This window comes from Christiangramia aestuarii, from assembly GCF_009735585.1.
Taxonomy (GTDB): domain Bacteria; phylum Bacteroidota; class Bacteroidia; order Flavobacteriales; family Flavobacteriaceae; genus Christiangramia; species Christiangramia aestuarii.
On record NZ_VJVW01000001.1, the window covers coordinates 711,404 to 735,855 of the forward strand.

The 24,452-nt window shown below is 42.1% G+C and carries 20 protein-coding genes and 2 tRNA genes; 9 read left to right on the top strand and 13 right to left on the bottom strand.

Going from position 1 to position 24,452, the window contains the following annotated elements; all coding sequences use genetic code 11:
- Position 1 precedes the first annotated feature (1 nt).
- Positions 2-916: a glutaminase gene (locus tag FLP08_RS03215; RefSeq protein WP_156273975.1), complete on the top strand. Its 915-nt coding sequence runs from the start codon at positions 2-4 to the stop codon at positions 914-916.
- A gap of 69 nt (positions 917-985) precedes the next feature.
- Here the strand turns inward: FLP08_RS03215 and rpsT are convergent, their stop codons facing one another.
- From rpsT to proS, 4 genes are all read right to left on the bottom strand, one after another.
- Positions 986-1,234: a 30S ribosomal protein S20 gene (gene rpsT / locus FLP08_RS03220; RefSeq protein ID WP_156273977.1), complete on the bottom strand. Its 249-nt coding sequence runs from the start codon at positions 1,232-1,234 to the stop codon at positions 986-988.
- 30 nt (positions 1,235-1,264) lie between these two features.
- A tRNA-Glu gene (locus FLP08_RS03225) sits at positions 1,265-1,336 on the bottom strand.
- A gap of 69 nt (positions 1,337-1,405) precedes the next feature.
- Positions 1,406-1,477 (bottom strand) — tRNA-Glu (locus tag FLP08_RS03230).
- 77 nt (positions 1,478-1,554) lie between these two features.
- Complete coding sequence (proS, locus tag FLP08_RS03235; RefSeq protein WP_156273979.1) at positions 1,555-3,033, bottom strand: proline--tRNA ligase; 1,479 nt, start codon at positions 3,031-3,033, stop codon at positions 1,555-1,557.
- Between the two features lie 105 nt (positions 3,034-3,138).
- Here proS and FLP08_RS03240 point away from each other — a divergent pair, with 105 nt between their 5' ends.
- Entirely contained in the window at positions 3,139-4,212 is a 1,074-nt protein-coding gene (locus FLP08_RS03240; protein ID WP_156273981.1) for a hypothetical protein, read from the top strand.
- A 74-nt stretch (positions 4,213-4,286) separates the two neighbouring features.
- Entirely contained in the window at positions 4,287-5,768 is a 1,482-nt protein-coding gene (locus FLP08_RS03245) for an OmpP1/FadL family transporter (RefSeq protein WP_156273983.1), read from the top strand.
- A 41-nt stretch (positions 5,769-5,809) separates the two neighbouring features.
- Here FLP08_RS03245 and FLP08_RS03250 read toward each other — a convergent pair whose 3' ends face one another.
- Complete coding sequence (locus FLP08_RS03250; protein WP_162430888.1) at positions 5,810-7,594, bottom strand: T9SS type B sorting domain-containing protein; 1,785 nt, start codon at positions 7,592-7,594, stop codon at positions 5,810-5,812.
- A gap of 199 nt (positions 7,595-7,793) precedes the next feature.
- Here FLP08_RS03250 and folE point away from each other — a divergent pair, with 199 nt between their 5' ends.
- Genes folE through FLP08_RS03275 form a run of 5 tightly spaced genes read left to right on the top strand, consistent with a single transcriptional unit; the run spans position 7,794 to position 11,601 of the window.
- Positions 7,794-8,471: a GTP cyclohydrolase I FolE gene (folE, locus tag FLP08_RS03255; protein ID WP_156273987.1), complete on the top strand. Its 678-nt coding sequence runs from the start codon at positions 7,794-7,796 to the stop codon at positions 8,469-8,471.
- Between the two features lie 23 nt (positions 8,472-8,494).
- Positions 8,495-9,979, top strand: a complete 1,485-nt coding sequence (gene cysS / locus FLP08_RS03260; protein ID WP_156273989.1) for a cysteine--tRNA ligase — start codon at positions 8,495-8,497, stop codon at positions 9,977-9,979.
- A 9-nt stretch (positions 9,980-9,988) separates the two neighbouring features.
- On the top strand, positions 9,989-10,237 hold the full coding sequence (yidD, locus tag FLP08_RS03265; protein WP_156273991.1) for a membrane protein insertion efficiency factor YidD: 249 nt from the start codon (positions 9,989-9,991) through the stop codon (positions 10,235-10,237).
- A gap of 45 nt (positions 10,238-10,282) precedes the next feature.
- Positions 10,283-11,104, top strand: coding sequence for a prolipoprotein diacylglyceryl transferase (gene lgt / locus FLP08_RS03270; protein ID WP_156273993.1), 822 nt, complete (start codon positions 10,283-10,285; stop codon positions 11,102-11,104).
- On the top strand, positions 11,101-11,601 hold the full coding sequence (locus tag FLP08_RS03275; protein WP_156273995.1) for a DUF192 domain-containing protein: 501 nt from the start codon (positions 11,101-11,103) through the stop codon (positions 11,599-11,601). The genes lgt and FLP08_RS03275 overlap by 4 nt, the downstream gene beginning before the upstream one ends.
- 86 nt (positions 11,602-11,687) lie before the next feature.
- Here the strand turns inward: FLP08_RS03275 and FLP08_RS03280 are convergent, their stop codons facing one another.
- The 6 genes from FLP08_RS03280 to asnB all read right to left on the bottom strand — a co-directional run bounded on the left by FLP08_RS03280 (position 11,688) and on the right by asnB (position 21,402).
- The gene (locus FLP08_RS03280; RefSeq protein WP_156273997.1) at positions 11,688-12,296 is read right to left on the bottom strand and encodes a hypothetical protein; all 609 of its coding nucleotides are present in this window, start codon (positions 12,294-12,296) and stop codon (positions 11,688-11,690) included.
- A gap of 79 nt (positions 12,297-12,375) precedes the next feature.
- Positions 12,376-15,375, bottom strand: a complete 3,000-nt coding sequence (secDF, locus tag FLP08_RS03285) for a protein translocase subunit SecDF (protein WP_156273999.1) — start codon at positions 15,373-15,375, stop codon at positions 12,376-12,378.
- 169 nt (positions 15,376-15,544) lie between these two features.
- Complete coding sequence (gene mdh / locus FLP08_RS03290) at positions 15,545-16,471, bottom strand: malate dehydrogenase (protein ID WP_156274001.1); 927 nt, start codon at positions 16,469-16,471, stop codon at positions 15,545-15,547.
- 96 nt (positions 16,472-16,567) lie between these two features.
- On the bottom strand, positions 16,568-17,554 hold the full coding sequence (locus tag FLP08_RS03295) for a DUF6588 family protein (RefSeq protein ID WP_156274003.1): 987 nt from the start codon (positions 17,552-17,554) through the stop codon (positions 16,568-16,570).
- A gap of 117 nt (positions 17,555-17,671) precedes the next feature.
- Entirely contained in the window at positions 17,672-19,612 is a 1,941-nt protein-coding gene (gene gyrB / locus FLP08_RS03300; RefSeq protein WP_156274005.1) for a DNA topoisomerase (ATP-hydrolyzing) subunit B, read from the bottom strand.
- 179 nt (positions 19,613-19,791) lie between these two features.
- On the bottom strand, positions 19,792-21,402 hold the full coding sequence (asnB, locus tag FLP08_RS03305) for an asparagine synthase B (protein ID WP_156274007.1): 1,611 nt from the start codon (positions 21,400-21,402) through the stop codon (positions 19,792-19,794).
- 258 nt (positions 21,403-21,660) lie between these two features.
- On the opposite strand from asnB, the gene FLP08_RS03310 reads away from it, so the two are divergent.
- Positions 21,661-22,239: a DUF2911 domain-containing protein gene (locus tag FLP08_RS03310; RefSeq protein ID WP_156274009.1), complete on the top strand. Its 579-nt coding sequence runs from the start codon at positions 21,661-21,663 to the stop codon at positions 22,237-22,239.
- Between the two features lie 48 nt (positions 22,240-22,287).
- Here the strand turns inward: FLP08_RS03310 and FLP08_RS03315 are convergent, their stop codons facing one another.
- Both FLP08_RS03315 and FLP08_RS03320 read right to left on the bottom strand, forming a co-directional pair.
- Positions 22,288-22,920, bottom strand: coding sequence for a 7-carboxy-7-deazaguanine synthase QueE (locus FLP08_RS03315; RefSeq protein ID WP_156274011.1), 633 nt, complete (start codon positions 22,918-22,920; stop codon positions 22,288-22,290).
- A 64-nt stretch (positions 22,921-22,984) separates the two neighbouring features.
- Positions 22,985-24,451: a M14 family zinc carboxypeptidase gene (locus FLP08_RS03320; protein ID WP_162430890.1), complete on the bottom strand. Its 1,467-nt coding sequence runs from the start codon at positions 24,449-24,451 to the stop codon at positions 22,985-22,987.
- Between the last annotated feature and the right edge of the window lies 1 nt (position 24,452).

The window sequence follows — 24,452 nt, forward strand, 5'->3', positions numbered from 1 at the left end:
TATGGATTACCAGCATATCCTTGATACAATTCACGATGAAATGAGTTACAGGGATGTAAAAGGAAAAGTAGCCTCTTACATTCCCGAACTCGCCAAAGTAGACCGAAAAAAATTCGGAATGCATGTGTATTGCGGGGATAAGCAACATTTTTGTTTTGGGGACAGCAAGGAGAACTTTTCCATTCAGAGTATCTCCAAGGTATTCACCCTAGCCATGGCCATGCGCTTGATGGGGGAAGATCTTTGGGACCGTGTAGATGTTGAACCTTCAGGGGATCCCTTTAACAGTCTTACCCAGCTGGAATACGAAAGCGGAATTCCTAGAAATCCTTTTATCAATGCCGGAGCCCTGGTGATTTCAGACATCCTGGTAGACCAACTGGATGATCCTAAAAAAGAACTGCTGGAATTCGTGAGGCATATTACCGGAGATCCGAATATAGATTATGACAAGACCGTGGCTGCTTCAGAAAAAGCTACTGGCTACCGCAATATTGCCCTGGTAAATTATATCAAGGCGCTTGGAAATATAAAATGTGATGTAGAACCCATAGTGGATTTCTATTTTCACCAATGTTCCCTGGCGATGTCCTGTGAAGATCTTTCCAAAGCTTTCATGCTTTTTGCCAACAGGGGAAGGATACTGGATACCAACGAGAAAATTTTAAAGCCTAAAACCGTCAAAAGGATCAACGCACTTATGCAGACCTGCGGTTTCTATGATGAAGCGGGAGAATTCAGTTTCCAGGTAGGCTTACCCGGAAAAAGTGGTGTTGGTGGAGGAATCGTCGCAATCCATCCAAAGAATTATTCAGTAGCTGTTTGGAGCCCGATTTTGAACGAAAAGGGAAATTCAGAACTTGGGATGAAGGCACTGGAAAGATTTACCACCCTTACCGGCGTTTCGGTATTCTGAATTAGGGGTACAAAAAAATGCCTTCCGGAGACCGAAAAGCATTCTTTTATAAATTGAACACTGCTAAAATTAAAGTGCTGCGACGTGCTTAGTCAAGTTTGACTTTAGGTTAGCAGCTTTATTATCGTGAATAATATTATTCTTAGCCAATTTGTCGATCATAGAAATCACAGAAGGCAACATTCCTTCAGCCTCTTTCTTATCGGCGTCACGCAATTTTTTGATCGCGTTCCTGGTAGTTTTATGCTGGTAGCGATTTCTAAGACGCTTAGTCTCATTGCTACGAATCCTCTTCAACGCTGACTTATGATTTGCCATTTCAGTTATTATTTAAATGTGTTTTAAAAGTAGTCCGTAGGGGAATCGAACCCCTGTTACCAGGATGAAAACCTGGCGTCCTAACCCCTAGACGAACGGACCATAATCTATTTCAATTTGCAACCCCATTAGTTGCTTTTTAACTCAACACTTCTTCAGTGTTACTCTTCGTAGTCCGTAGGGGAATCGAACCCCTGTTACCAGGATGAAAACCTGGCGTCCTAACCCCTAGACGAACGGACCGTTTTGTTTCAAATGCGGATGCAAAAATACAACTTTTTTGGAATGCCGCAAATGTTCAGCAAAAAAATTTAAAAAAATTAATAGGCCTTGGCAAAAAGCACTCTCCCCTTAGATGGTTTTCCAGTTAGAACGCAGTCTCCCGTCTCTTCCTTTCTATCAAAAGGAATACATCTAATAGTAGCTTTTGTAAGTTCCTTGATCTTATTTTCGGTCTCGGGAGTACCATCCCAGTGAGCCGAAATAAAGCCTCCCTTTTCTTTTAAAACTTTCTTGAAATCCTCAAATGTATCCACTTCAGTAATATGCTCATCACGATAGCTTTTTGCTTTATCAAAAAGCGTATCCTGAATCTCGGTCATTAAAGCTTTCACCTTATTTACCACTTCAGAATTATTTACAAACTCCTTGGTTAAGGTATCCCTTCTGGCAAGCTCAACCGTTCCTTTCTCCAGGTCTTTTGGACCAATCGCTAATCTCACCGGCACTCCCTGCAGCTCATATTGTGCGAACTTCCATCCAGGCTTCTGGTTATCGTCATCGTCAAATTTAACCGAAATACCCACTGCCTTCAGGTCTCTTACAAGGTCTTTGGCAACTTCTGAGATCGCATCTAGTTGCTCCTGGCTTCTGTATATTGGAACGATCACCACTTGTACAGGCGCAAGGTTTGGTGGTAGCACCAGACCTTTATCGTCAGAATGTGTCATGATCAAAGCTCCCATTAACCTGGTAGAAACTCCCCATGAAGTAGCCCATACATGCTCCAATCCACCTTCTTTGGTAGCAAATTTCACATCAAAAGCCTTGGCAAAATTCTGACCTAAAAAGTGAGAAGTCCCTGCCTGCAGAGCTTTACCGTCCTGCATAAGCGCCTCTATACAATAGGTTTCAAGGGCTCCTGCAAAACGCTCGTTTTCTGTCTTGCTACCTTTCACGACCGGGATAGCCATGAAATTCTCAGCAAATTCGGCATAGATATCATTCATCAATTCGGTTTCCTGAAGGGCCTCCTCTTTAGTCGCATGAGCAGTATGACCTTCCTGCCAAAGGAATTCGGCAGTTCTCAGGAACAGCCTTGTTCTCATCTCCCAGCGTACCACGTTGGCCCACTGATTAACCTTGATTGGCAGGTCACGATAAGACTGTATCCAGTTACGGTAAGTATTCCAGATGATTGCTTCAGAAGTAGGTCTAACTACCAGTTCTTCTTCCAGCTTTGCTTCTGGGTCTACCATCAATTTTCCCGGTTTATCCGGATCGTTCTTTAGCCTGTAATGGGTAACCACAGCGCATTCCTTAGCAAATCCTTCTGCATTCTTCTCTTCAGCTTCAAAAAGACTCTTAGGAACAAATAGCGGAAAGTAGGCATTCTGATGGCCTGTTTCCTTGAACATACGGTCCAGTTCTGCCTGCATTTTCTCCCAAATGGCATAACCATAAGGTTTGATCACCATACATCCCCGGACGGCAGAATTTTCGGCCAGATCGGCCTTTACTACCAGCTCATTATACCATTTGGAATAGTCTTCGCTTCGCTTAGTTAGATTCTTACCCATTTCTTGTTATTTGGCATAAAACTTGTATCTTTTACGGTAGTACTTACTAACCGTTCGGGCAAAACTAGGCATTTTTAGGATGCCCAACAATAAAAAGAATTACCAATGAAACTTTACTACTTTTTCCGAAATAAACTGAACCTGCTCATGGTTCCCGTAGCGATTTTCGCTTTGGCTTCCTGTAGTTCTTACCAGTATTCTGGTTACGAAACCGATGGTATCTATGGAGAGTCGAGACCGGGTATCTGGGAAAAGGATAATCAGCAAACCACCGAGGTAAGACCTAACTCCAATAATTCTTACTACAAGAATCTTTTTGCCCAGCAATCTCAAATGGTTGGTGAAGTATTGGAAAGTGAAGTATTTACAGATGTTGAGGATTATACTTCAAATGACGGATATGAAAATTATTCTGATGTAGGTGGAGATGTCGCTTACGTTGGAGGAAACGCTCCCTGGGGTGAAGATCCGGACACCTATACTATCAATGTATTTAACAACGGTTTTATGGGAGGATTTTATAGCCCATGGAGATGGAACTATGGCTTTGGCTGGGGTCCCGGCTGGGGAGGATTTTATGATCCTTTCTGGGATCCGTTCTGGGGACCATGGGGTCCGGGCTGGGGACCAGGTTGGGGTCCAGGCTGGCGTGCCGGATGGGCCTTTAATGGCGGATTTGGATTCGGTTTTGGATATGGATATGGCGGATGGTATTACCCATATCACAACTACAGATTTTACCCATATTACAACGATCATATAGTATATAATAGGACACCAAGAAGTTCTTATACCTCCAGAGCAAGAAATACTGCGAATACCAGGAGCAGTTATTCCAGAAGGATCAGCGAAATCAGAAACTCAAGGTCAGACTATGGCACCTCCAGGGTACGAAATAGCGCCAGAAGAGACGAAAATTCTGGCATGTACACTAGGTCTAGCAGAAGAAGAGATTCAGGCAGATCATACGAAAGTTCTAATAGAACAAGAAGTAGTTCTCCTACTTATCAGCGAAGATCCACAAGTAATTCACGGAGCTACCGCTCTTCTCCTACAAGGAGTAGCTCTTCAAGATCTAGCGTGAGAAGTTCAGGCAGCTCCAGAAGTTCTGGCTCTGCTACAAGAAGCTCAGGTGGCGGTAGATCAAGTTCCCGAGGCGGAGGTCGTGGAAATCGATAAGAAAGAAAATGATAAATCTAAAACCTTGCAGGCGAAATGTCTGTGAGGTTTTTTTATAAAAAAGGTTCTTGAAAATGAAAAAATTATTACTCTTTATAGGCATTATAAGCGCCACTTCACTTATGAATGCCCAGGAATTAAAAGATGCTTACCGCTATACCCATAGCGAGCTAACTGGTACAGCACGATACATGGGAATGAGTGGAGCTTTTGGAGCCCTGGGTGGTGACATCTCAGCGATGGCACTGAACCCTGCTTCGTCTGCCGTATTTTTATCCAGTACCGCTACGGTAAGTCTAGGCTATCGCAACATGGCGAACGACATAAGCTTTAATGATGGCCGAAGCACTAGTGAGCAGGATGATTTCGACTTGAATAACATTGGGGGCGTATTTGTTTTTAGCGGAAACGATGAAAATGACTGGCGCAAATTTTCCCTTGGAATAAATTACAACACCGAATCTATTTACGAAGAGAATTATTTTGTCCAGGGAAACTCTTCCAGTTCTATAGACCAGTATTTTCTTGATTATGCCCAGGGCGTACCTTTTGAGCTAATTAAAGGAAGTAATTATGCGGCGGAATATTCCTTTCTAGGTAGAAATTACGGATATGGCTATCAACAGGCATATCTGGGCTATCAAGCATTTATTATTGATCCAGTAGAAATTAATGATGGCAACACCGAATATTTTTCACTTATAGCTCCAGGAAATTTTGACCAGGAATACAGATATGCCGCTACCGGACTTAACGGAAAACTAACTTTTAATCTGGGTACGCAGTACAAAGATTTTCTATACCTGGGACTAAATCTTAACTCTCATTTTATCAACTATGAAAACGTAACGCGTTTTAACGAATTCAATGATAATTCAGGAAGCGAAACTACCGAAGTTTATTTTGGGAATAGCCTTTATACCAACGGTGATGGTTTTTCCTTTCAACTGGGAGGTATAGCAAAAGTGACAGATAATTTAAGGCTGGGACTTACTTATGATTCCCCTACCTGGTATACCATCAGGGAAGAAGCCACTCAGTTCCTGGATTCCAATAATTCTTTAGATGAATTCGTGAGCGTTTTTCCCCAAGTAGTAAATGTTTATCCCGAATACCGCCTCAGGACACCTTCAAAATTCAACGGAAGCATCGCATATCTTTTCGGCAAGCAGGGGCTTATAAGTTTCGATTACAGCTGGAAGGACTATTCGAACATTAAATTCAGCTCTGGTTTTGATATAGGTTATGGCGAATTGAACAATGCCATTTCTGAAGAAATGAAAGCCGTTTCCACCTTCAAAATTGGTGGAGAATACAGGATCTCGAGCTTCAGCCTTAGAGGCGGATTTAGATTCGAGGAAAGTCCTTTCCAGGATTCATATGTAGGTGATCTTAATGGCTACAGCGCTGGATTAGGATATAGTTTTGGAAGCTTTAATGTTGATCTGGCCTACACCAACGCAAGCTATAAGGATTCTTCAACCGGCTTCATCCGGCCAAGCACCCTGGATCGCGACCTCTCAAAAGTGGTCCTCTCCCTAAGCTTCGGATTATAAAAAAAGCATTCAATCTTAAAGCGTCTCATCGAGGCGCTTTTTTATCTCATCAAGGTGAAATTAGACATATACTCCTGGTATTTACCGGTCTTTTCATCTACGAACTCCACCCTGAACCAGTAATCATCTGCCGGTAGATCGCTCCCATTATAGGTCCCGTCCCAGCCTTTAGCCGAAGGATTGAGCTTTGTAATGAGTTTCCCATACCTGTCAAAAACGTACAACCTTTTAATACTGATATTACTATCTGTGATCAGGTTCCAATTATCATTATAACCATCAGAATTCGGAGTGAAAAACCTGGGATAACCCACCAGGAAAAAACTTTCACTGGTTATTACCCCGCAACCGTTCAATTCCCTGGCCGTAATGGTATGATCACCTGGGGGCACCTTACGGAAGATCTCGCTGGCCTGCCAGTTACCGTTATCCAGCCGGTATTCGAATTCAGCATATTCTTCTCCAATAAAATTCTCCGGAGTGGCGGTAACGGTGTAACCCTCTCCAAAATCTGAGCCTGAGATATCAATGCTAAGTATTTTAGGTTCAGAAACAGCGGCCACCAAGGTGGTAAACTCGAGCTCACAACCAGACTCAGGATGATCTATGATCACTCGTACCTGTGAACCTGAAGGCAGATCAGTAAAAGTAACCACGGCATCTGTACTTATGATATTATTATCATCGATCCATTCATAGGTATAATCAGGTCCCAGGTCCAGCCCCAGGCTTACGGGATTGACCAGGTTCATATTCTCGTCTACACAAAAAACCGAAAATTCACCAAGATCATAATCTGGAAAATCGAATGTATTGAGCTGAAAACTTTCTGAGGGTGAGATACATCCACTTTCCCGGTCTATCACTTCTGCGAATATCGTTTTTCCTTCCTGGTAAGGATAGGTTTGCGGCTGAGCTATCCTGTCCAGGTTCTCCAGATCTTCTTCACTTTCGTAATAATAAACCTCATAGTCACCGGGACCATTTGGACCAACCAGGTCTTCATAACTTTCGGTAAGATCTATCACCTCTACATCCTCCTGGCAAACGGCCAGGTTATCCAGCTCTCCGATCACCGGACTATCGTAGAAAGTGATATTCACATCATCCTCTTCGGTTTTGTTTTCCACGGTATCTGTAACAATGAGCTTGTAATTACCATTTTCAGTAACGGTTAACGTAGGCCCATCCTCCCCCACTATCCTGTCGTACTGGGAGGTGTTTTCATTAAACACGAACCATTCGTAAATTTCAGCCTCATTGGTAGTACCATCAAGAATATACTGGTCATCATCACAAACCGAAATATTATCCCCAAGATCCAGGTCCAGAATAGAGCAATCTGTAGAACCACTTCCTGTATTGGTTTGCTGAAGGCTGATATAACCGGGTACCTGCTCAAAATTAGTTATGAGCACCACATAAACTTCGCTTGCCTGCGCATTGGGAATAGACATGGTTTCAATGGCATCTGGCAGGTAACTGCAGTCCACGATCCTGGCTCCGCTCAATGCTGAACCGGTACAATAATCATCTCCCCGCTCGAAAGGCCCCCAAACCACGAAATCCACATCAAGTGGTGCTCCGGTATTGTTCGAATTTTCGAACTGGGAAATTCTAAAGGTAAGATCTCCTGCCTCTTCGATCTGAAGAAAGAACCATGCGGGATATGGCTGCTCTTCCAGGCATCCGTAATTTGGACCAGGCTCTCCTCGTATTTGTTCGCTATTGGTGAAGTTCGAATTCGGAAAGGTAAGTCGTTCATCCCCGGCACAGAAAGGCTCTATGTCTGCACAAAGCGTACCCTGCCCATAGACAGCATTCATTGAAATGCTACTAAAAATCAGGACGATTAGTATTTTAAAAATCTTTGCCATTCCCGCCGTCACCTTAACCTGTGCAAAATATGAAATATAAGGCAGAACGCCACTTCAGCTATATTGATTTTTGAATACTGCTAAAACCTTATAAATATGTATCTTTGCAAGCCAATACGGTTTATACCGACTATTATTGCAAAAACGCATGAAAGTAGACAAAATATTGAACGAAATTGAAGAAATGGGTGATGCCCATGCCAGCAGTAGTGCAAACACGCCTTTAAGAGAAGATGCTTTTGAAAAGACCGATGCAGAAAAGATCGATCTTATTAAGGAAGACGTAAGAAACATCCTTGATACCTTAGGCCTGGATCTTAACGATGACAGCTTGAAAGGAACTCCTCTAAGAGTAGCAAAAATGTTCGTGAACGAGGTTTTCGCGGGTCTTCATCCCAAGAGAAAACCTAAGGCTTCTACCTTTGAAAATAAATACAAGTATGGTGAGATGCTTGTAGAGAAAAACATTACCGTTTACTCTACCTGTGAGCACCACCTGCTTCCTATCGTAGGAAGGGCCCATGTTGCTTATATCTCTAATGGCACCGTGGTAGGACTTTCTAAAATGAACAGGATAGTAGACTATTTTGCGAAAAGACCTCAGGTACAGGAAAGAATGACCATGCAGATCGTGCATGAATTACAGAATGTACTGGGAACTCCAGATGTAGCCTGTGTAGTAGACGCAAAACACCTTTGTGTAAACAGCCGCGGAATCAGGGACATCGAAAGCAGTACCGTGACCAGCGAATTTGGAGGAGCTTTTAAAAAGAAAGAAGTTCGCAGAGAATTTCTGGATTATATTAAATTAGACACTTCGTTCTAATAAATCAATAAATATCTTATTACATGGCGCTATACCAGGAACAAAGCCTGAAGCTTTATAATTCCATGAGCGGTGAAAAAGAAACTTTCACCCCGATCAACGAAGGAAATGTAGGTATGTACGTTTGTGGCCCAACGGTCTACAGCAATGTACATTTAGGAAATTGCCGAACCTTCATTTCTTTTGATCTTGTTTTCAGATACCTGAAACATCTTGGATATAAAGTTCGCTATGTAAGAAATATTACCGATGCCGGGCACTTGGAAAATGATGCCGACAGCGGTGAGGACCGAATTTCGAAAAAAGCCAGGCTGGAACAGATCGAGCCTATGGAAGTCGTTCAGAAATATACGGTAGACTTCCATAATATCCTTCAGAAATTCAATAATCTTCCGCCAAGCATTGAGCCTACGGCGACAGGGCATATTGTAGAACAGATTGAGATCATTAAAACCATTCTCGATAATGGTTATGCTTACGAGGCTAACGGATCGGTTTACTTTGACGTATTAAAATTCAATAAGGATCATTCCTACGGTAAACTTAGCGGCAGAGCGATTGAAGACATGATCGCCAACACCCGTGAACTTGCCGCACAAAGCGATAAAAGGAATCCGCAGGATTTTGCCTTATGGAAAAAGGCCGAACCACAGCATATTATGAGATGGCCTTCGCCATGGAGCGACGGATTCCCGGGCTGGCACCTGGAATGTACAGTGATGAGCACGAAATACCTTGGTGAAGAGTTTGATATTCATGGTGGTGGAATGGACCTTAAATTCCCGCACCATGAGTGTGAGATCGCCCAGGGTGAAGCCGCAACGGGTAAATCTCCTGTTAATTACTGGCTTCATGCAAACATGCTCACCCTTAATGGGAAGAAAATGGCCAAAAGTACCGGGAATTTCATTCTACCTGAGCAGATCTTCACCGGAAACAACGACGTGCTTACCAAGGCATTTTCACCTAATGTGGTCAGGTTCTTTATACTTCAGGCACATTATCGCAGTATCCTGGATTTTTCCAGCGAAGCCCTACTGGGAAGCGAAAAAGGCTTTAATAGGTTAATGGAAGCTTATCATTCCGTGGAAGACCTTCCGGTTTCAGATAAATCTGATTTTAAGCTGGCAGAATGGAAGCAATCCTGCTATGATGCCATGAACGATGACTTTAACAGCCCGATCGTTATCGCCAGGCTGTTTGACGCCGTGAAGACCATTAACAGCATCAAAGAAGGAAGTATTTCCATCAGCAAGGAAGACCGCGATGAACTAAAAAGCAGCATGAGCGCCTTCATGTTCGATATTCTAGGCCTGGTAGATGCTGTTTCAGAAAATGACAACGGCGAGGATAAACTTTCCGGCACCATCGAACTTCTTATCAAATTAAGGGCTGAAGCAAGAAATAATAAGAATTTTGCGCTGAGCGACCAGATACGTGACCGCCTTCAGGAAATAGGAATCCAATTAAAGGACGGGAAAGAAGGAACCACCTTCTCCGTTAAATAAGCTTTTTGTATGCTGAACCGATGGTTAAGTAAAATATTGACCTCCCTGGTTCAGTTCTACAGGAAATTCATTTCTCCTCTTACTCCAGCCTCCTGCAGATACCAGCCAACCTGTTCTAGCTATATGCTCGAAGCCATAGAATTGCATGGTCCAATCAAAGGCTTCTGGATGGGATTAAAACGCATTGCCAGATGCCACCCCTGGGGAGGTTCGGGCTACGATCCCGTTCCGGGAAAATCCGATGACAAATCTGCCTAAAGAATCGGCAAATACGTATATTTACGGCTAATCAAAAAAATAAATATGCTGCTTAATGCCATTCACTGGAATCCTTCAGAAGGATTGGATTTAGGATTTTTTACACTTCACTACTATAGCTTAATGTTTCTTATCGCCTTCACCCTGGGCTGGTATATTATGAAAAGCATCTATAACAGGGAAGGAATGCCTATCGCATATTTAGATTCTCTATTTATCTACACCGTTCTCGCCACTCTTATTGGAGCAAGACTAGGTCATGTGATCTTTTACGACTGGGAGTATTTTCAGAACCACCTTTTAGAGATATTTCTACCGGTAAGGTTCGAACCGGAATTCGAATTTACAGGCTTTAGAGGACTTGCCAGCCATGGTGCCGCCATAGGTATTATTGTGGCCATGTATCTTTACGCAAAAAGGGTCATTCAGAAACCAGTATTATGGATCCTGGACAGGATCGTGATCCCGGTAGCCAGTGGAGCCATTTTCGTAAGAATAGGGAATTTCATCAATTCAGAGATCATAGGGAAACCAACCAATTCAGATTACGGGGTGATCTTCGAAAAACTGGGCGAGGACTTTCCGCGACACCCGGCCCAATTATACGAATCTGCCTGTTACCTGGCCATTTTTCTAATTCTTTGGTTCTTATACTGGAAAACGGAAAAGCGCTTTAAAACCGGCTATATATTTGGCCTGTTCCTTGTATTGCTTTGGACAGTTAGATTCTTTATAGAATTTATTAAAGAACCACAGGTGGGCGAACGCGCAAACTGGTTATTAAATACCGGACAATGGTTAAGCATTCCATTCGTGATCGCCGGTCTTTACTTTATGTACAGGCCTGTTAAACCAAAAACGGTATGAAAAAACGAATTTTAAGCCTGGCCTCTTTATCCCTCATTTTAAGCCTGAGTTTCACCTCCTGTGGTGATGACGACAGGAAAGAGGAGGTTATCGAGACCGAACCGATCAGCTTCACCAAGGAAGCAGAACTTTACCTGATCAAGGCTTCAGGAGACACTTTAAGAAAGCTGGATGTAGAACTGGCAGAGAGCAGTTATGAGCATCAAACCGGTCTTATGTACCGTGAGAGCATGGAAGATGACCAAGGAATGCTTTTCGTTTACGATGATGCCAGGGTAAGAAGCTTTTATATGAAAAATACCTATATCCCTTTAGACATCATTTATTACGCTGCAGACAGCACTTTGGTGAGCATACAGAAGAATGCTACTCCAAGGGATGAAACCTCTTTACCTTCAGAAGGACCTACAAAATTTGTGCTTGAGATAAACGGAGGTTTGTCAGACGCATGGGGTGTAGAACAAGGAGATAAAATCAGCTTTAAGAAACTGGATTAAGTCAGAGACAAAGTTTCTTTCAGCTCATTCTTTACATAATGGAATCTAAAACTTAGCAGCAGGAAAATTAAAATGCTAAGGCAAAATTAGATCCAGATTTTATCAGCTGAACCTGCTTCTGAAAAAGAACCCACTACAAGAAATAATACTGTAATTCCCGTATTCAGAATTAGCAGGAAATTCAGGATAGCTTTCTCTTTTTTTAGCTTCTGAACATAGGCTGATTGAGCCAATTCTTCCATTAATTCCTGCGTTGACCGGTTCGAATGGAACTCGGAAATTCGCCTTCCAAAAGATTTTACAAAATCTGTTTCCAATTCTTTCATATTGAATATGGATGGACGAATCCGAATCTTCTTCCCACTTTTTAAAATAAAAATCAGGGCATCCGGTCCTCTACCTCCTCTTCGATATTTCCATCGCAGAATTTTGCCATAATGGATTCTATAGTCAGGCTGCTTACCAAAAAGAGGCTTTTTAAGCCATTTGATGAACAAATAATCTTCGCATAGCTCCAAGTGTAGCTTTCCCCTGAAAAGCATATAAATAGGCGCAATTAAAAAGATAAAGCTATAGATATATACTGGATCGAACTCGATGAATAAGTTAACTAGGTATGCGACTGCAAACAGCAGCAAGAAAGCCAGAACGAATCCAATGATATTAATGGTAGAGAACTCAACCCTTTTTTTCATAAGAAACCCATAATATTCAGGCATTAAAAAAGGCTTTCCAGATTGGAAAGCCTTTTTAAGTTTATGATATCTACTACACTTAGGCAGTAGCAGCCTCTTCAGTCTTAGGCTTTTCTTTTTTCTGAATAGATGATTTTTTCTTCACGCTATCGAACATTACCGGAGTAGCAATGAACAGGGAAGAGTAAGTACCAACGACCACACCAACGATAAGCGCGAACATGAATCCTCTAATGCTTTCACCGCCAAAGATGAATATCGCAAGAAGTACTACCAAGGTAGTTAGCGAGGTGTTCAGCGTTCTGCTAATGGTACTGTTAAGCGCAGAGTTCACAGTTTTACCTAAAGGCCAGCTTGCATGCTCGTTCACATATTCTCTAATCCTATCGAATACAACCACGGTATCATTCAGCGAGTAACCAATAACAGTAAGTATCGCAGCAATGAAAGCCTGGTCTATTTCCATATTAAAAGGCATCACTTTGTATAGTAGAGAGAAGATACCTAATACCACCAATACATCGTGGAATACAGCAGCTACCGCACCTAAACTGAATTGCCATTTACGGAAACGTAACAAGATGTAAAGGAATACCACGATTAAAGAACCTAATACCGCCCAGAACGAAGCATTCTTAATATCATCCGCAATGGTAGCTCCAACCTTCATAGACTGCATTACTCCTACCTGCTTATCATCGGCACCATCTACAAACTCATCATAAGTTAGGTCTGCAGGAAGATAAGAAGAAAGTGACTCGTAAAGAGATCTCTGGATCTCTGCATCAACTTCAGCTCCCTCTTCGTCAACTTTATATTTAGTAGTGATTTTCAACTGGTTGTCTGGACCAAAGGTTTTGGCTTCAGCACTTCCGAAGGTAGCCACAAGATCGCTCTGAACTTCAGTAGGATTAACATCATCAGCGAATCGTACCGTGTAAGTTCTACCCCCAACAAAGTCAACACCCTGGTTGAGACCCTGTACGAAAAGTGAACCAATACTTATTACGATGAACAATCCTGAAATGATATAAGCAACTTTCCTTTTCTTAAGGAAATCGATGTTCATATTAGTGAACAGGTTCTTCGTAAGTGAAGTAGTGAAATCAAGAGATTTTCCTTTTTTACCATATCCATCGATGAACAATCTCGTAATAAAGATCGCAGTGAATAAAGAAGTCGCGATACCAATTAGTAAGGTGGTTGCGAATCCTTTAATGGGTCCTGTTCCAAGAAGGAATAAAATTAGACCTGTAAGACCTGTGGTGATGTTGGCATCAAGAATAGAAGACAAGGCGTTGTTGAAACCATCCTTGATCGCATCCTTTTGAACCTTTCCTTTCGCAAGCTCTTCCTTGATCCTTTCAAAAATAAGTACGTTCGCATCTACAGACATACCAATGGTAAGAACGATACCGGCAATTCCAGGTAAGGTTAGAACAGCTCCAAGACCTGCAAGGATCCCGAAAATGAAAAGTATGTTCACAACTAGGGCAACGTCTGCGAAAAGACCAGCCTTCCCGTAGTAAAGGATCATCCATAAAAGAACAAGTACTAAAGCGATCACGAAAGAGTTGATACCGCTATCGATCGCTTCCTGACCTAATGACGGACCAACAACCTCACTCTGGATAATATCTGCAGAAGCAGGAAGTTTACCCGCACGTAGTACGTTCGCTAAATCCTGACCTTCGGTAATGCTAAAGTCACCGGTGATCTCACTTCTACCTCCAGAAATCGGTCCGGTAGACACACCTGGTGCAGAATAAACAATATTATCTAGTACGATGGCGATCTGGCTTTGCTCGTTAGAAGCCTTTCCGGTCATATCTTCCCAGATCTTAGCTCCGGTTCCATCCATTTGCATGCTTACCGCAATACGACCTAGCTGATCGTAAGTTTGCTGAGCATCGGTAATAACACTACCACTTAAAGGTGGCTCCATGTTACGGTTCCCTTTTAGAGCGTAAAGACCGGTAGTTTGAGTATCCTCATCTGGCACACCCCAAACGAATTTAGCATAACGCATATCGTTAGGCAGTAAAGACCTGATCTGAGGCTTCTGCAGGTAATCCATTACCTTGGCGGTATCCATAACCTTGAAAGTAGCCAGAACCGGTCCTCCCTGGTAACCAGGAGATACGATTAGATCGAAAAGCGGGTTATTCCCAGTTTCAACTTCAGTACTATCCTCGGCATCTGCCAAAAGCTCATCGATCTCGTCATCACCAGAAGTTGCAGTAGAATCTGCTTCTTTAGCAGGAGCTTCTTCTGAACGCTTCATCTCGGCAAGTCTGTTGTTTGCCTGAACAAGGAAATTTCCTAGTTCGTTGCTCTTATACACATGCCAGAATTCTAACTGAGCAGTACTTTGAAGCAGGTTCTGAACCCTGCTGATATCTTTTGCTCCTGGTAATTCAACAAGGATTCTTCCTGAATTTCCAAGACGCTGAATGTTTGGTTGAGTAACCCCGAACTTATCGATACGCTTTCTTAATACTTCAAAAGCTGAAGTAATAGACTCGTCGATCTTTTTTCTGATGATCGGCTCAACTTCCTCATTGCTCATGTTGAAATTGATGTCATCGCTAAGGGTCTTATTTGCGAAAATATCCGGAGAAGCAAGTTTTGCGTTCGGGATATTATTGAATGCCTCGAAGAAAAGATCTACGTAGTTTTCCTGACTGTCTGTCTGAGCTTCGTCTGCTTCTGCAAGTGCTTTTCTAAAAGCAGGATCCTGGGAATCGTTCGCCAGTCCGCTTAAGATATCTCTAACAGAAATCTGAAGGATCACGTTGATACCTCCTTTAAGGTCAAGCCCCTTGTTAAGCTCCTTGTCTTTCGCCTCGCTGTAAGTAACTCCAGCAATCACTTCATTATTACCAATGGAATCCAAATACCGGGCCTCGGCCTGGTCACGAAGTTCCGAGTAATTCTCTACATCTTCACCAATCTTCTGAACGGCAAATTCCTCTGCTTCAGTTTCAACACTATTTGTTATAAAAGTAAAAGACAGCTGATAAAGACATACCAGCCCAAACAAAATTGCAAAAACTTTTATAAGTCCTTTATTCTGCATTATTCCTCAAATTATTGATTATTAGGTCTATTTTAAAAACGGACAAATATAGGACTTCAATTATCAAATCCCAATATTTTTTTTTGGATAATTTTAACTTTTAAATACAATAAAAAAGCCACAAAAACTGTGGCTTTTCAGGATATTTTGAAAGATTCTGCTAAAAAAATTACACGTCTAGCAAACCGTTGGTTTTTTTAACACCTTCAGCGCTTTCCTTCATTTTATTTTTCTCAGCATCATCCAATTTCAGCTCCACAATTTTCTCCAATCCATCTTTTCCAAGAATGGCCGGAACACCGATACAAAGATCGCTTAATCCATATTCACCATCTAGCAATGCTGAGCATGGGAACATTTTCTTCTGGTCGCAAGCGATCGCCTGTACCAGGCCAGAAACTGCTGCTCCCGGAGCATACCATGCACTGGTTCCAAGAAGTTTGGTCAAGGTAGCACCTCCAACTTTAGTATCTTCAGCAACTTGGTTCAGTCTTTCTTCTGAAAGAAACGCAGATACAGGCACAGAATTTCTTGTAGCTAGCCTGGTCAAAGGAACCATTCCGGTATCACTGTGACCTCCAATTACCATTCCGTCAACATCTGATGGAGGACATTCAAGGGCCTCGCTTAATCTGTACTTAAAACGGGCGCTGTCAAGAGCTCCACCCATACCAATGATCTTATTCTTAGGAAGACCGGTAGTCTTGTGAACTAAGTAAGTCATCGTATCCATAGGATTACTCACCACTATTAGAGTCACATCTGGAGAATGCTTAATAAGATTCGCAGAAACTTCCTTTACGATCCCGGCATTGATCCCAATAAGCTCTTCCCTGGTCATTCCCGGTTTACGTGGAATACCGCTAGTAATAACAGCGATATCAGAATTCGCGGTTTTAGAATAATCGTTGGTACTTCCGGTTATTTTTGTATCGAAGCCATTTAGAGTTGCGGTCTGCATAAGGTCCATTGCTTTACCTTCAGCATAACCTTCTTTTATATCCAGCAACACTACTTCTGAAGCAAAATTTTTGATGGCAACATATTCGGCACAGCTGGCACCTACGGCACCTGCTCCTACTATGGTAACTTTCATGTTAAAATATTATTTGATTTCTATTAATATTGACTGCGAAATTACGAATAATGAGGCAGTAATAATAATAAGGAATGGTTAAATCAAAGCCAGCGACTACAATATGAAGTGTAAACCAAGGTTCACATTCACAAACTTCCCAGCCGTCGCCATGGTACTGATCTTGAATCTTTCAAAATACAGATTAAAACCAATATCCCCCTTGAACTGAGCTTCTGTATCGTTAAGCCTTGTCAATTCTGTATTGATAAGCGGTAAGGCAATTCCATCTCCTCCAAATTCATATTCGAAATCTGACTGGGCAACTCCTAAAGCTCCGAAGATCTCGAAGTTCTCATATCTTTTTGAAGCAAGCACCTCGGCCATCCAAACATTGGCTGAAACGTCAATAAGATCTAACTGCACCACCTGGTCTATAGAAATAGGATCAAAATCATATTTCACATCAAATATATTATAGGAAAGGATGGCTGCCACCTGAAGATTCTCTTCATCATCGAACCTAAAGTATTGATTGAAATTATGCTTAATCCCTACACCGTAAGTACTGAATTCTGAACCATTGATTTCCATGGATGGCAAAGCTCTCACCCCAATTTCGGTTCCATATGGCAAGCCTACAGAAACCTGGGCAAAAGGATAGATAAGTGCTTCTTTGTCGATCCCGTCGATCGCATCAAATCCACTAATTGGAATTACCTGGCCATTATAATTCACCTCGCCCTCGAATTGTACATCTGTATTCTTTCCGAAAGCTGTTGGAACTACAGCTCTATCATTACCTGTAATTTCAAGAATTGAAAAATCATTATTATTTATGGTAAACTCTTTCTTGCTGGTAGGCACAAAAATAGCATTCCCGTGAAGGGAAACATCTACTTTCCACTTTTCCAAAGCTCTTGCTGAAGTAAACCAGCCGGCGGTCGCCTGGTATGCAGCGCTTTCAGAAGCCGGGGAAGCAAAACCGTCTGCAAGAAATAACATGTCGTTCACGAAACGATCAAGATCTGATTCTTCCTGAGCCTTAGCAGATATTGAAAATAGTACAATTACTAAAAGTATTGCCTTGGTTAAATTTTTCACGATACATTGGGTTTAGTTGCGGTAAAAATAATAAAATATAATTTCCAAAAATGGCCTGAACAAAAAAACCCACACTGTTAATCTGGTGTGGGTCTTTTTAAATATTTCAAGCTGGAATTACGCGTCGATATTAGCGTATTTCGCGTTCTTTTCTATAAATTCTCGCCTTGGCGGAACCTCGTCTCCCATCAGCATAGAGAAGATCCTGTCAGCTTCTCCCCCATTGTCGATGTTTACCTGTCTTAGTTTTCTAAAATTAGGATCCATGGTAGTATCCCAAAGTTGCTCTGCGTTCATCTCTCCAAGACCTTTATAACGCTGAATCTGAACCCCTCCGCTATATTCGGCAGCAATCTCGTCACGCTCCTTTTCGTTCCACGCATAGCGCTTCTTCTGGCCTTTCTTCACTAAATAAAGAGGCGGAGTAGCAATATAGATATGACCATTCTCGATAAGCTCCCTCATGTAACGGAAGAAGAATGTAAGAATTAAAGTTTCGATGTGGCTACCATCCACATCCGCATCACACATGATCACGATCTTATGGTAACGCAACTTATCAAGGTTCAAGGCTTTACTATCCTCTTCGGTACCAATGGTAACTCCAAGTGCAGTATAGATATTCTTGATCTCCTCATTATCGAAAACCTTGTGAGACATGGCTTTTTCAACGTTCAGGATCTTACCCCTTAACGGAAGTATGGCCTGGAACTTACGGTCACGACCCTGCTTGGCCGTACCACCCGCCGAGTCTCCCTCAACAAGGAATACCTCGCATTGTGCCGGATCCTGCTCAGAGCAGTCAGATAATTTCCCAGGCAAACCACCAACACTCATGGCAGTTTTACGCTGAACCATTTCACGGGCTTTTTTCGCAGCATTTCTGGCCTGCGCAGCAAGTATCACTTTTTGTACGATGGTCTTGGCATCGTTCGGATTTTCTTCCAGGTAATTCTCAAGCATTTCAGAAACCGCCTGAGATACCGCTGAAGTCACCTCACGGTTACCCAGCTTTGTTTTGGTCTGACCTTCGAACTGAGGCTCAGCAACCTTAACCGAAATAATTGCCGTTAAACCTTCACGGAAGTCATCCCCCGTGATCTCAAATTTCACCTTATCCAAAAGTCCGGAAGCATCAGCATATTTTTTCAGTGTGGTCGTAAGACCTCTTCTGAAACCGGAAAGGTGAGTACCACCTTCGTGCGTATTAATGTTGTTCACATAAGAGTGAAGGTTCTCGTTAAATGAAGTATTATAGATCATCGCAACCTCAACAGGAATATCATTCTTCTCACCTTCCATGGAGATCACATCCCCAATGATAGGCTCACGGTTACCGTCTAAAAATTTTATAAATTCCTTTAAACCTTCTTCAGAATGGAAATCATCATGAACATATTCACCATTCTCCTCCTTGTTTCTTTTATCGGTTAAGCTGATCCTGATCCCTTTATTAAGAAAAGCCAGCTCACGCATACGGCTTGCCAGGGTATCATAAGAATATTCAAGGGTTTGCTGGAAAATACTTGGATCTGGCTTAAAGGTCACAATTGTACCACTAAGCTCAGTTTCTCCCACAGGTTTTACCGGGTATAACGGCTTCCCGATCTCATACTCCTGTTCCCAGATCTGGTTATCCCTGTAAACAGTTGCTTTAAGATGAGTAGAGAGTGCGTTCACACAACTAACTCCAACCCCGTGAAGTCCTCCAGAAACCTTATAAGAATCTTTATCGAATTTACCCCCGGCACCAATCTTGGTCATTACAACCTGAAGTGCGGAAACTCCTTCTTTTTTATGCATATCAATAGGAATTCCCCTACCGTTATCCTCTACGGTAATAGAATTATCCTCATTGATGGTAACTTTAATATTATCACAGTGTCCTGCAAGGGCTTCATCGATAGAGTTATCAACAACTTCATATACCAAATGATGCAGACCTCTAACGCCTGTATCACCTATGTACATCGAAGGCCTCATACGAACATGCTCCATGCCCTCCAGTGCCTGAATACTGTCGGCGGAATAATTATGTTTCTTAGCTTCTTCGCTCATATAATATGCTAATTAATTTCGTCTCTTTTGGATAACGAACAAATATAACAATTCGCATATTTTTAACAGGTTGAAGCAACCTTATAAGGTCTTAAGTTATCAACAAATTATGTGGAAAAACCCGAAACCAGGAACAATTAATTCCGGTTTCGGGTTTTTAAAAAGTAGGGTTGGTATAATTAAACTTTTTGCATCTCTTTTTTCATTCCTGGAGCCACATGAGTTTCGTTCGCCCTTCCACTTGGATCCAGGTCTTTTTGCCATTTCGGGATCCATCTTTTCACTGTTTTAGCAGCAGATTCCTGAGGGAAATGTTTATGGAACAGCTCACGATAGAAATATGCCTCTTTGGTCGCCGGAGTGTTCACCGGGTATTTTAAGGCCGCGGTTTCCATTTGTACATCGCTAACCTGTCTTGAAGCGTACTCGATCAACTGGTCTATCCAGTTGTAGCCCACTCCATCGCTAAATTGTTCTTTTTGTCGCCATAATACTTCTTCCGGCAAGAATGGTCGCTCAGGAGTATCAAAAGCTTTTCTCAGGATGTATTTTTCTACACCATCATAGGTTTTAGGCATTTTTTCTTCCGGAACGATCTCCATAGCTGTCTTTAAAAAGGCTTTGTCCAGAAATGGCACCCTAGCTTCCAAACCATGAGCCATCGTCGATTTATCAGCTCTTAAACAGTCTGCAGTGGCAAGTCTTTGCACCCTTCTGATCGTTTCCTTCTGAAATTCCTCTGCTGAAGGAGCGTTCTTGAAGTAAAGATAGCCCCCAAAAATCTCATCTGAACCCTCTCCTGAAAGTACCACTTTGATCCCTTTTTCAGCAATAGCTTTGGAAAGGAAATACATTGGGGTACTCGCCCTGATGGAAGTCACATCATAGGTTTCCAGGTGCCATACCAGTTTGCTCAGGATTTCGATTCCCCCTTCCACTGTGAAATGTATCTCGTGATGTTCTGTACCCAGGAAATCGGCAACTTTCCTGGCGGCCTTCAAGTCTGGAGCATCTGCATCCAGGCCTATAGAGAAAGAATGTAGTTTTTGTCCTGAATCTTCCATTAAACGAGCAGCAATAGAAGAGGTTAATGAAGAATCCAGACCTCCGCTTAACAAAACTCCTAAAGGTACATCTGCCATTAATCTTTTCCTGGTCGCGTCGATCAGGCTTTCTCTTAATTTAGAGAGATCTGCCGGCTGAACCGCCTTTTCAGAATCGAACCATTCAGGAGTATAATATCTCACGAACCCGGTCTCAGGAGTATAGTAATGTCCCGGAGGGAATGCTGAAAATTCAACACAGGCGTCTGCCAAGGCTTTCATTTCGCTGGCAAACCACATTGCTCCGGTCTCGTCGGTTCCAAAATAAAGTGGTTTCACCCCTATCGGATCCCGGCCAACGATAAAATCGTCGCCGTCTATGATTACGAAAGAAAACACACCATCCAGTTTATCTACAAAATCCACCCCGTACTTTTCATACATATGAACGATCACCTCTGAATCGCCGGTAGTCCTGAAACTATGATCCTTTAATTCATTATTTCTTAAGTCCATGTGGTTATAGATCTCCCCATTGTGAACCATCCAGGCTGAACTGCTTCCCTGAATTGGTTGGATCCCGGTTGTTAGATCTACAATAGAAAGGCGCTCGTGAGCAAGCACATGCCCCTTTTCTGTAATTTTTAATCCGCTTTCATCGGGTCCTCTGTGAGACATTCTTTTTGAAAGGCTGCTTATTTTTGCCGCTTCAATGTCTTTTCCGATAACTGCTAAAATTCCACACATGACTTATTTGTTTTTTAATTACAAGACAAATATGCGTTCTTACTTATCTTTATAAAACATAAAAAGCCCTATTGATTATTAAATGAAACTTTTAATTTGGAATTAGGTTTCAGAATAAAGAAAACGGGCTTAATATCCCCCTTTGTTCTTTCATATATAAACTCCTTTAAATTTTAACAGCACCTTTATTCTTTTTTAACAAATAGGACAATTGGCTTCAATTATCTTTAGTGAAAATTAAATCAAACCCAGAAAGACATGAAAAAGCTTATAATAGGAGGAATTAGTGCTATTTGTTTATTGATCGCCAACCCGGTGAATGCCCAGGAGGACGATAAGGTGAATTTCACCAAAGAAGAACTTAAGTTCTCAAAAATGGACGCAAGCCCAATGGACCTGGCGATGTATCGCGACGAAAACGATGTTGCCGTGGCCAGGGTAATTTATAGCCGACCTCAAAAAAGAAACCGTGAGATCTTCGGAAAACTTATCCCTTATGGTGAAGTTTGGAGAACCGGAGCCAACGAAGCTACAGAGATCACTCTTTATAAGGATATGAAAGTTGCAGATGCTTTGATCAAAGCAGGCACTTATACCTTATATACTATTCCAGGTGAAAAGGAATGGACGGTGATCCTAAACAATAAGACCAATACTTGGGGTGCTTACGAATATTCTGAAAAAGAGGATAAAGTGAGAATACAGGTTCCCGTGAGACAGGCACCTAATACTATCGAAGCTCTTTCGATGGCCTTCCAGGAAGCTAACAACGGAGCAGACCTTATCATTGGATGGGATGACAGTTATGTAAAAGTGCCCTTCAAGGCTGCCAAATAGAACAATATTTTACCTGAAATAAGAAAGCGCCTCAATAGGGCGCTTTTTTTATGGGATATTCAAATATTTATGCGTTTGCAAAGATACCTTCCATTTTGGGTTCTTCATCACGTAATCCACGATAAGCGGGATCATTTTTTCCCGGTTACTCCATTCCGGCTGAAGGTAAAGGATACAATCCTCACTTACTTTAGCGGCCTGCTCCTCGGCGAATTTAAGATCGTGCTTATTAAAAACGATGACCTTAAGCTCGTGTGCCTGTGGATAGATCTCTGGTTTGGGAAGCTTGATCTTCTTTGGAGAAAGACAGATCCAGTCCCAGGTTCCCGTTAGATCATAAGCGCCGGAAGTTTCGATATGAATATCACAACCTTGTTTTTTAAGGCTGCCCGTAAGCTCGGTCATATCCCAGGTAAGCGGTTCCCCACCTGTGATCACTATAGTCTTGGAATATTTTGTAGCATTTTCAACGATCTGGCCAATATGCGTTGGCGGATGAACCTCGGCATCCCAACTCTCCTTCACATCACACCAGTGGCAACCCACATCGCACCCACCTATGCGGATGAAGTAGGCTGCAGTTCCCTTGTGGTATCCTTCTCCCTGAATGGTATAGAATTCTTCCATTAAAGGAAGCATAATCCCTCTATCTACCAGTTCTTTTGTCTCTTCTGAAATCATAGCCTGCAAAGATAAGCAAACTTGAACTTCTAGGCGACCTCAGCCAATCTGAATAAAATTGAGTTTACTTCAGGATCAAAGCATTCTTGATTTCCTGCTCAGGATTGTCCAGATCACTTAAAAACCCATTGATCACCGCGTATTTTATATCTCCATTTTTGGCAAGAAAGAAATTCGCATCCTTTCCCGGCCTTAAGTTCTCATTGAGCTTAAATTCTATTGAAACCAGGTTTAATGGAAATTCTGCGTAGTCCTGTTGCAATAAAGCTTCACCTGCTTTTATATAGGCGTAACCTTTTTTAAGCAAATCTGAAGTATCCAGTTTATCAAGTTCCTCTTTAGAATTAACCATATCTGGATAAATTTTCCCAAATTCAAGTTTCAGTCCCGAAGCATCAAGCTCTTCATAAGCAAAACTGGTTGAAAGGTCACCCTGATCAACGATCCTTCCGGAATAGTAAAAATCTAAATTCCCTTTTAGGTCATTTTCAAACTGGTTGATCCCCAGGTCCAGTGTATAGGTCTTTCCGTTTAGGTCATAACCAAGACCAGTAAGTTTAAGGTCGAACAACATCCGATCATTATTCGGTATTTTTTCATATTCTGAAATACCTGAATCTTTAAAATTCCCAGTGGCTATAGAATGTAGGGCCGTGATAATACTTACAAAATTCAATTTTCTGATCTCCTGTTTTTCGGGGTCATCAGGATAACCTCCAGATTCAATAAGAATGGTACTGGTACCCCATTTTTGAATATTATCCCCAAACGCCCTGGGTTCAAAATCATCGTTATAGCGTCCCACCTGGCCCGGAGCAAACTGCTGCAACACCTGGTTCATCTTTACGATCACTTTCATAGCATTTCCCCGAACCTTGTTGATATCCTTTTCGTAATTATAGGCCGGAGACAGGAAAGAGATGGTAGCCGGTTTCTCTGTCCGCTCGGCATTATAATATTTGCTCTGATCGTGTAGATTAAATCCGAAATCGGCTTCCAGGCTATCCCTCACCCTTTTCAAGGTCTTTGCTTCGGGGGACTGCAACCTTAGGGCATCCCGGTTCACATCTATACCCAGGCTATTTCTACGAGTGAATTTTTCGGCGCCATCAGGATTCAGCATGGGTAGAAAATGTATCCTGAGGTTGCTGAGCATTTCCTTTTTTTCAGCTTCAAATTCATCTGAATTGAAAAAATTCAGAATATCAAAGATCGCCATGGTCGCCGTAGATTCATCGCCATGCATCTGCGACCACAGGAAAACATCAGTATCCCCGTTTCCAAGGCTTATCAAATTGAGGCTACGGCCCTCGATAGACTCCCCTACTTTCATTATTTCAAGCTCAGCTTCAGCTTTCAGGTCCTCGATAAGCGAAATTATGAGTTCATGCTTTATACGGCGCTCGGTGATCTTATCCTCTTTGAAATCCGGATAATTTTCAAATAATTCTTCAGCAAATTCTTCCGTCTGTGCCAGTAAATTTGCTATACTAAAAACTAAAAGGCAGAGTAGGCTAATGATTTTATTCACA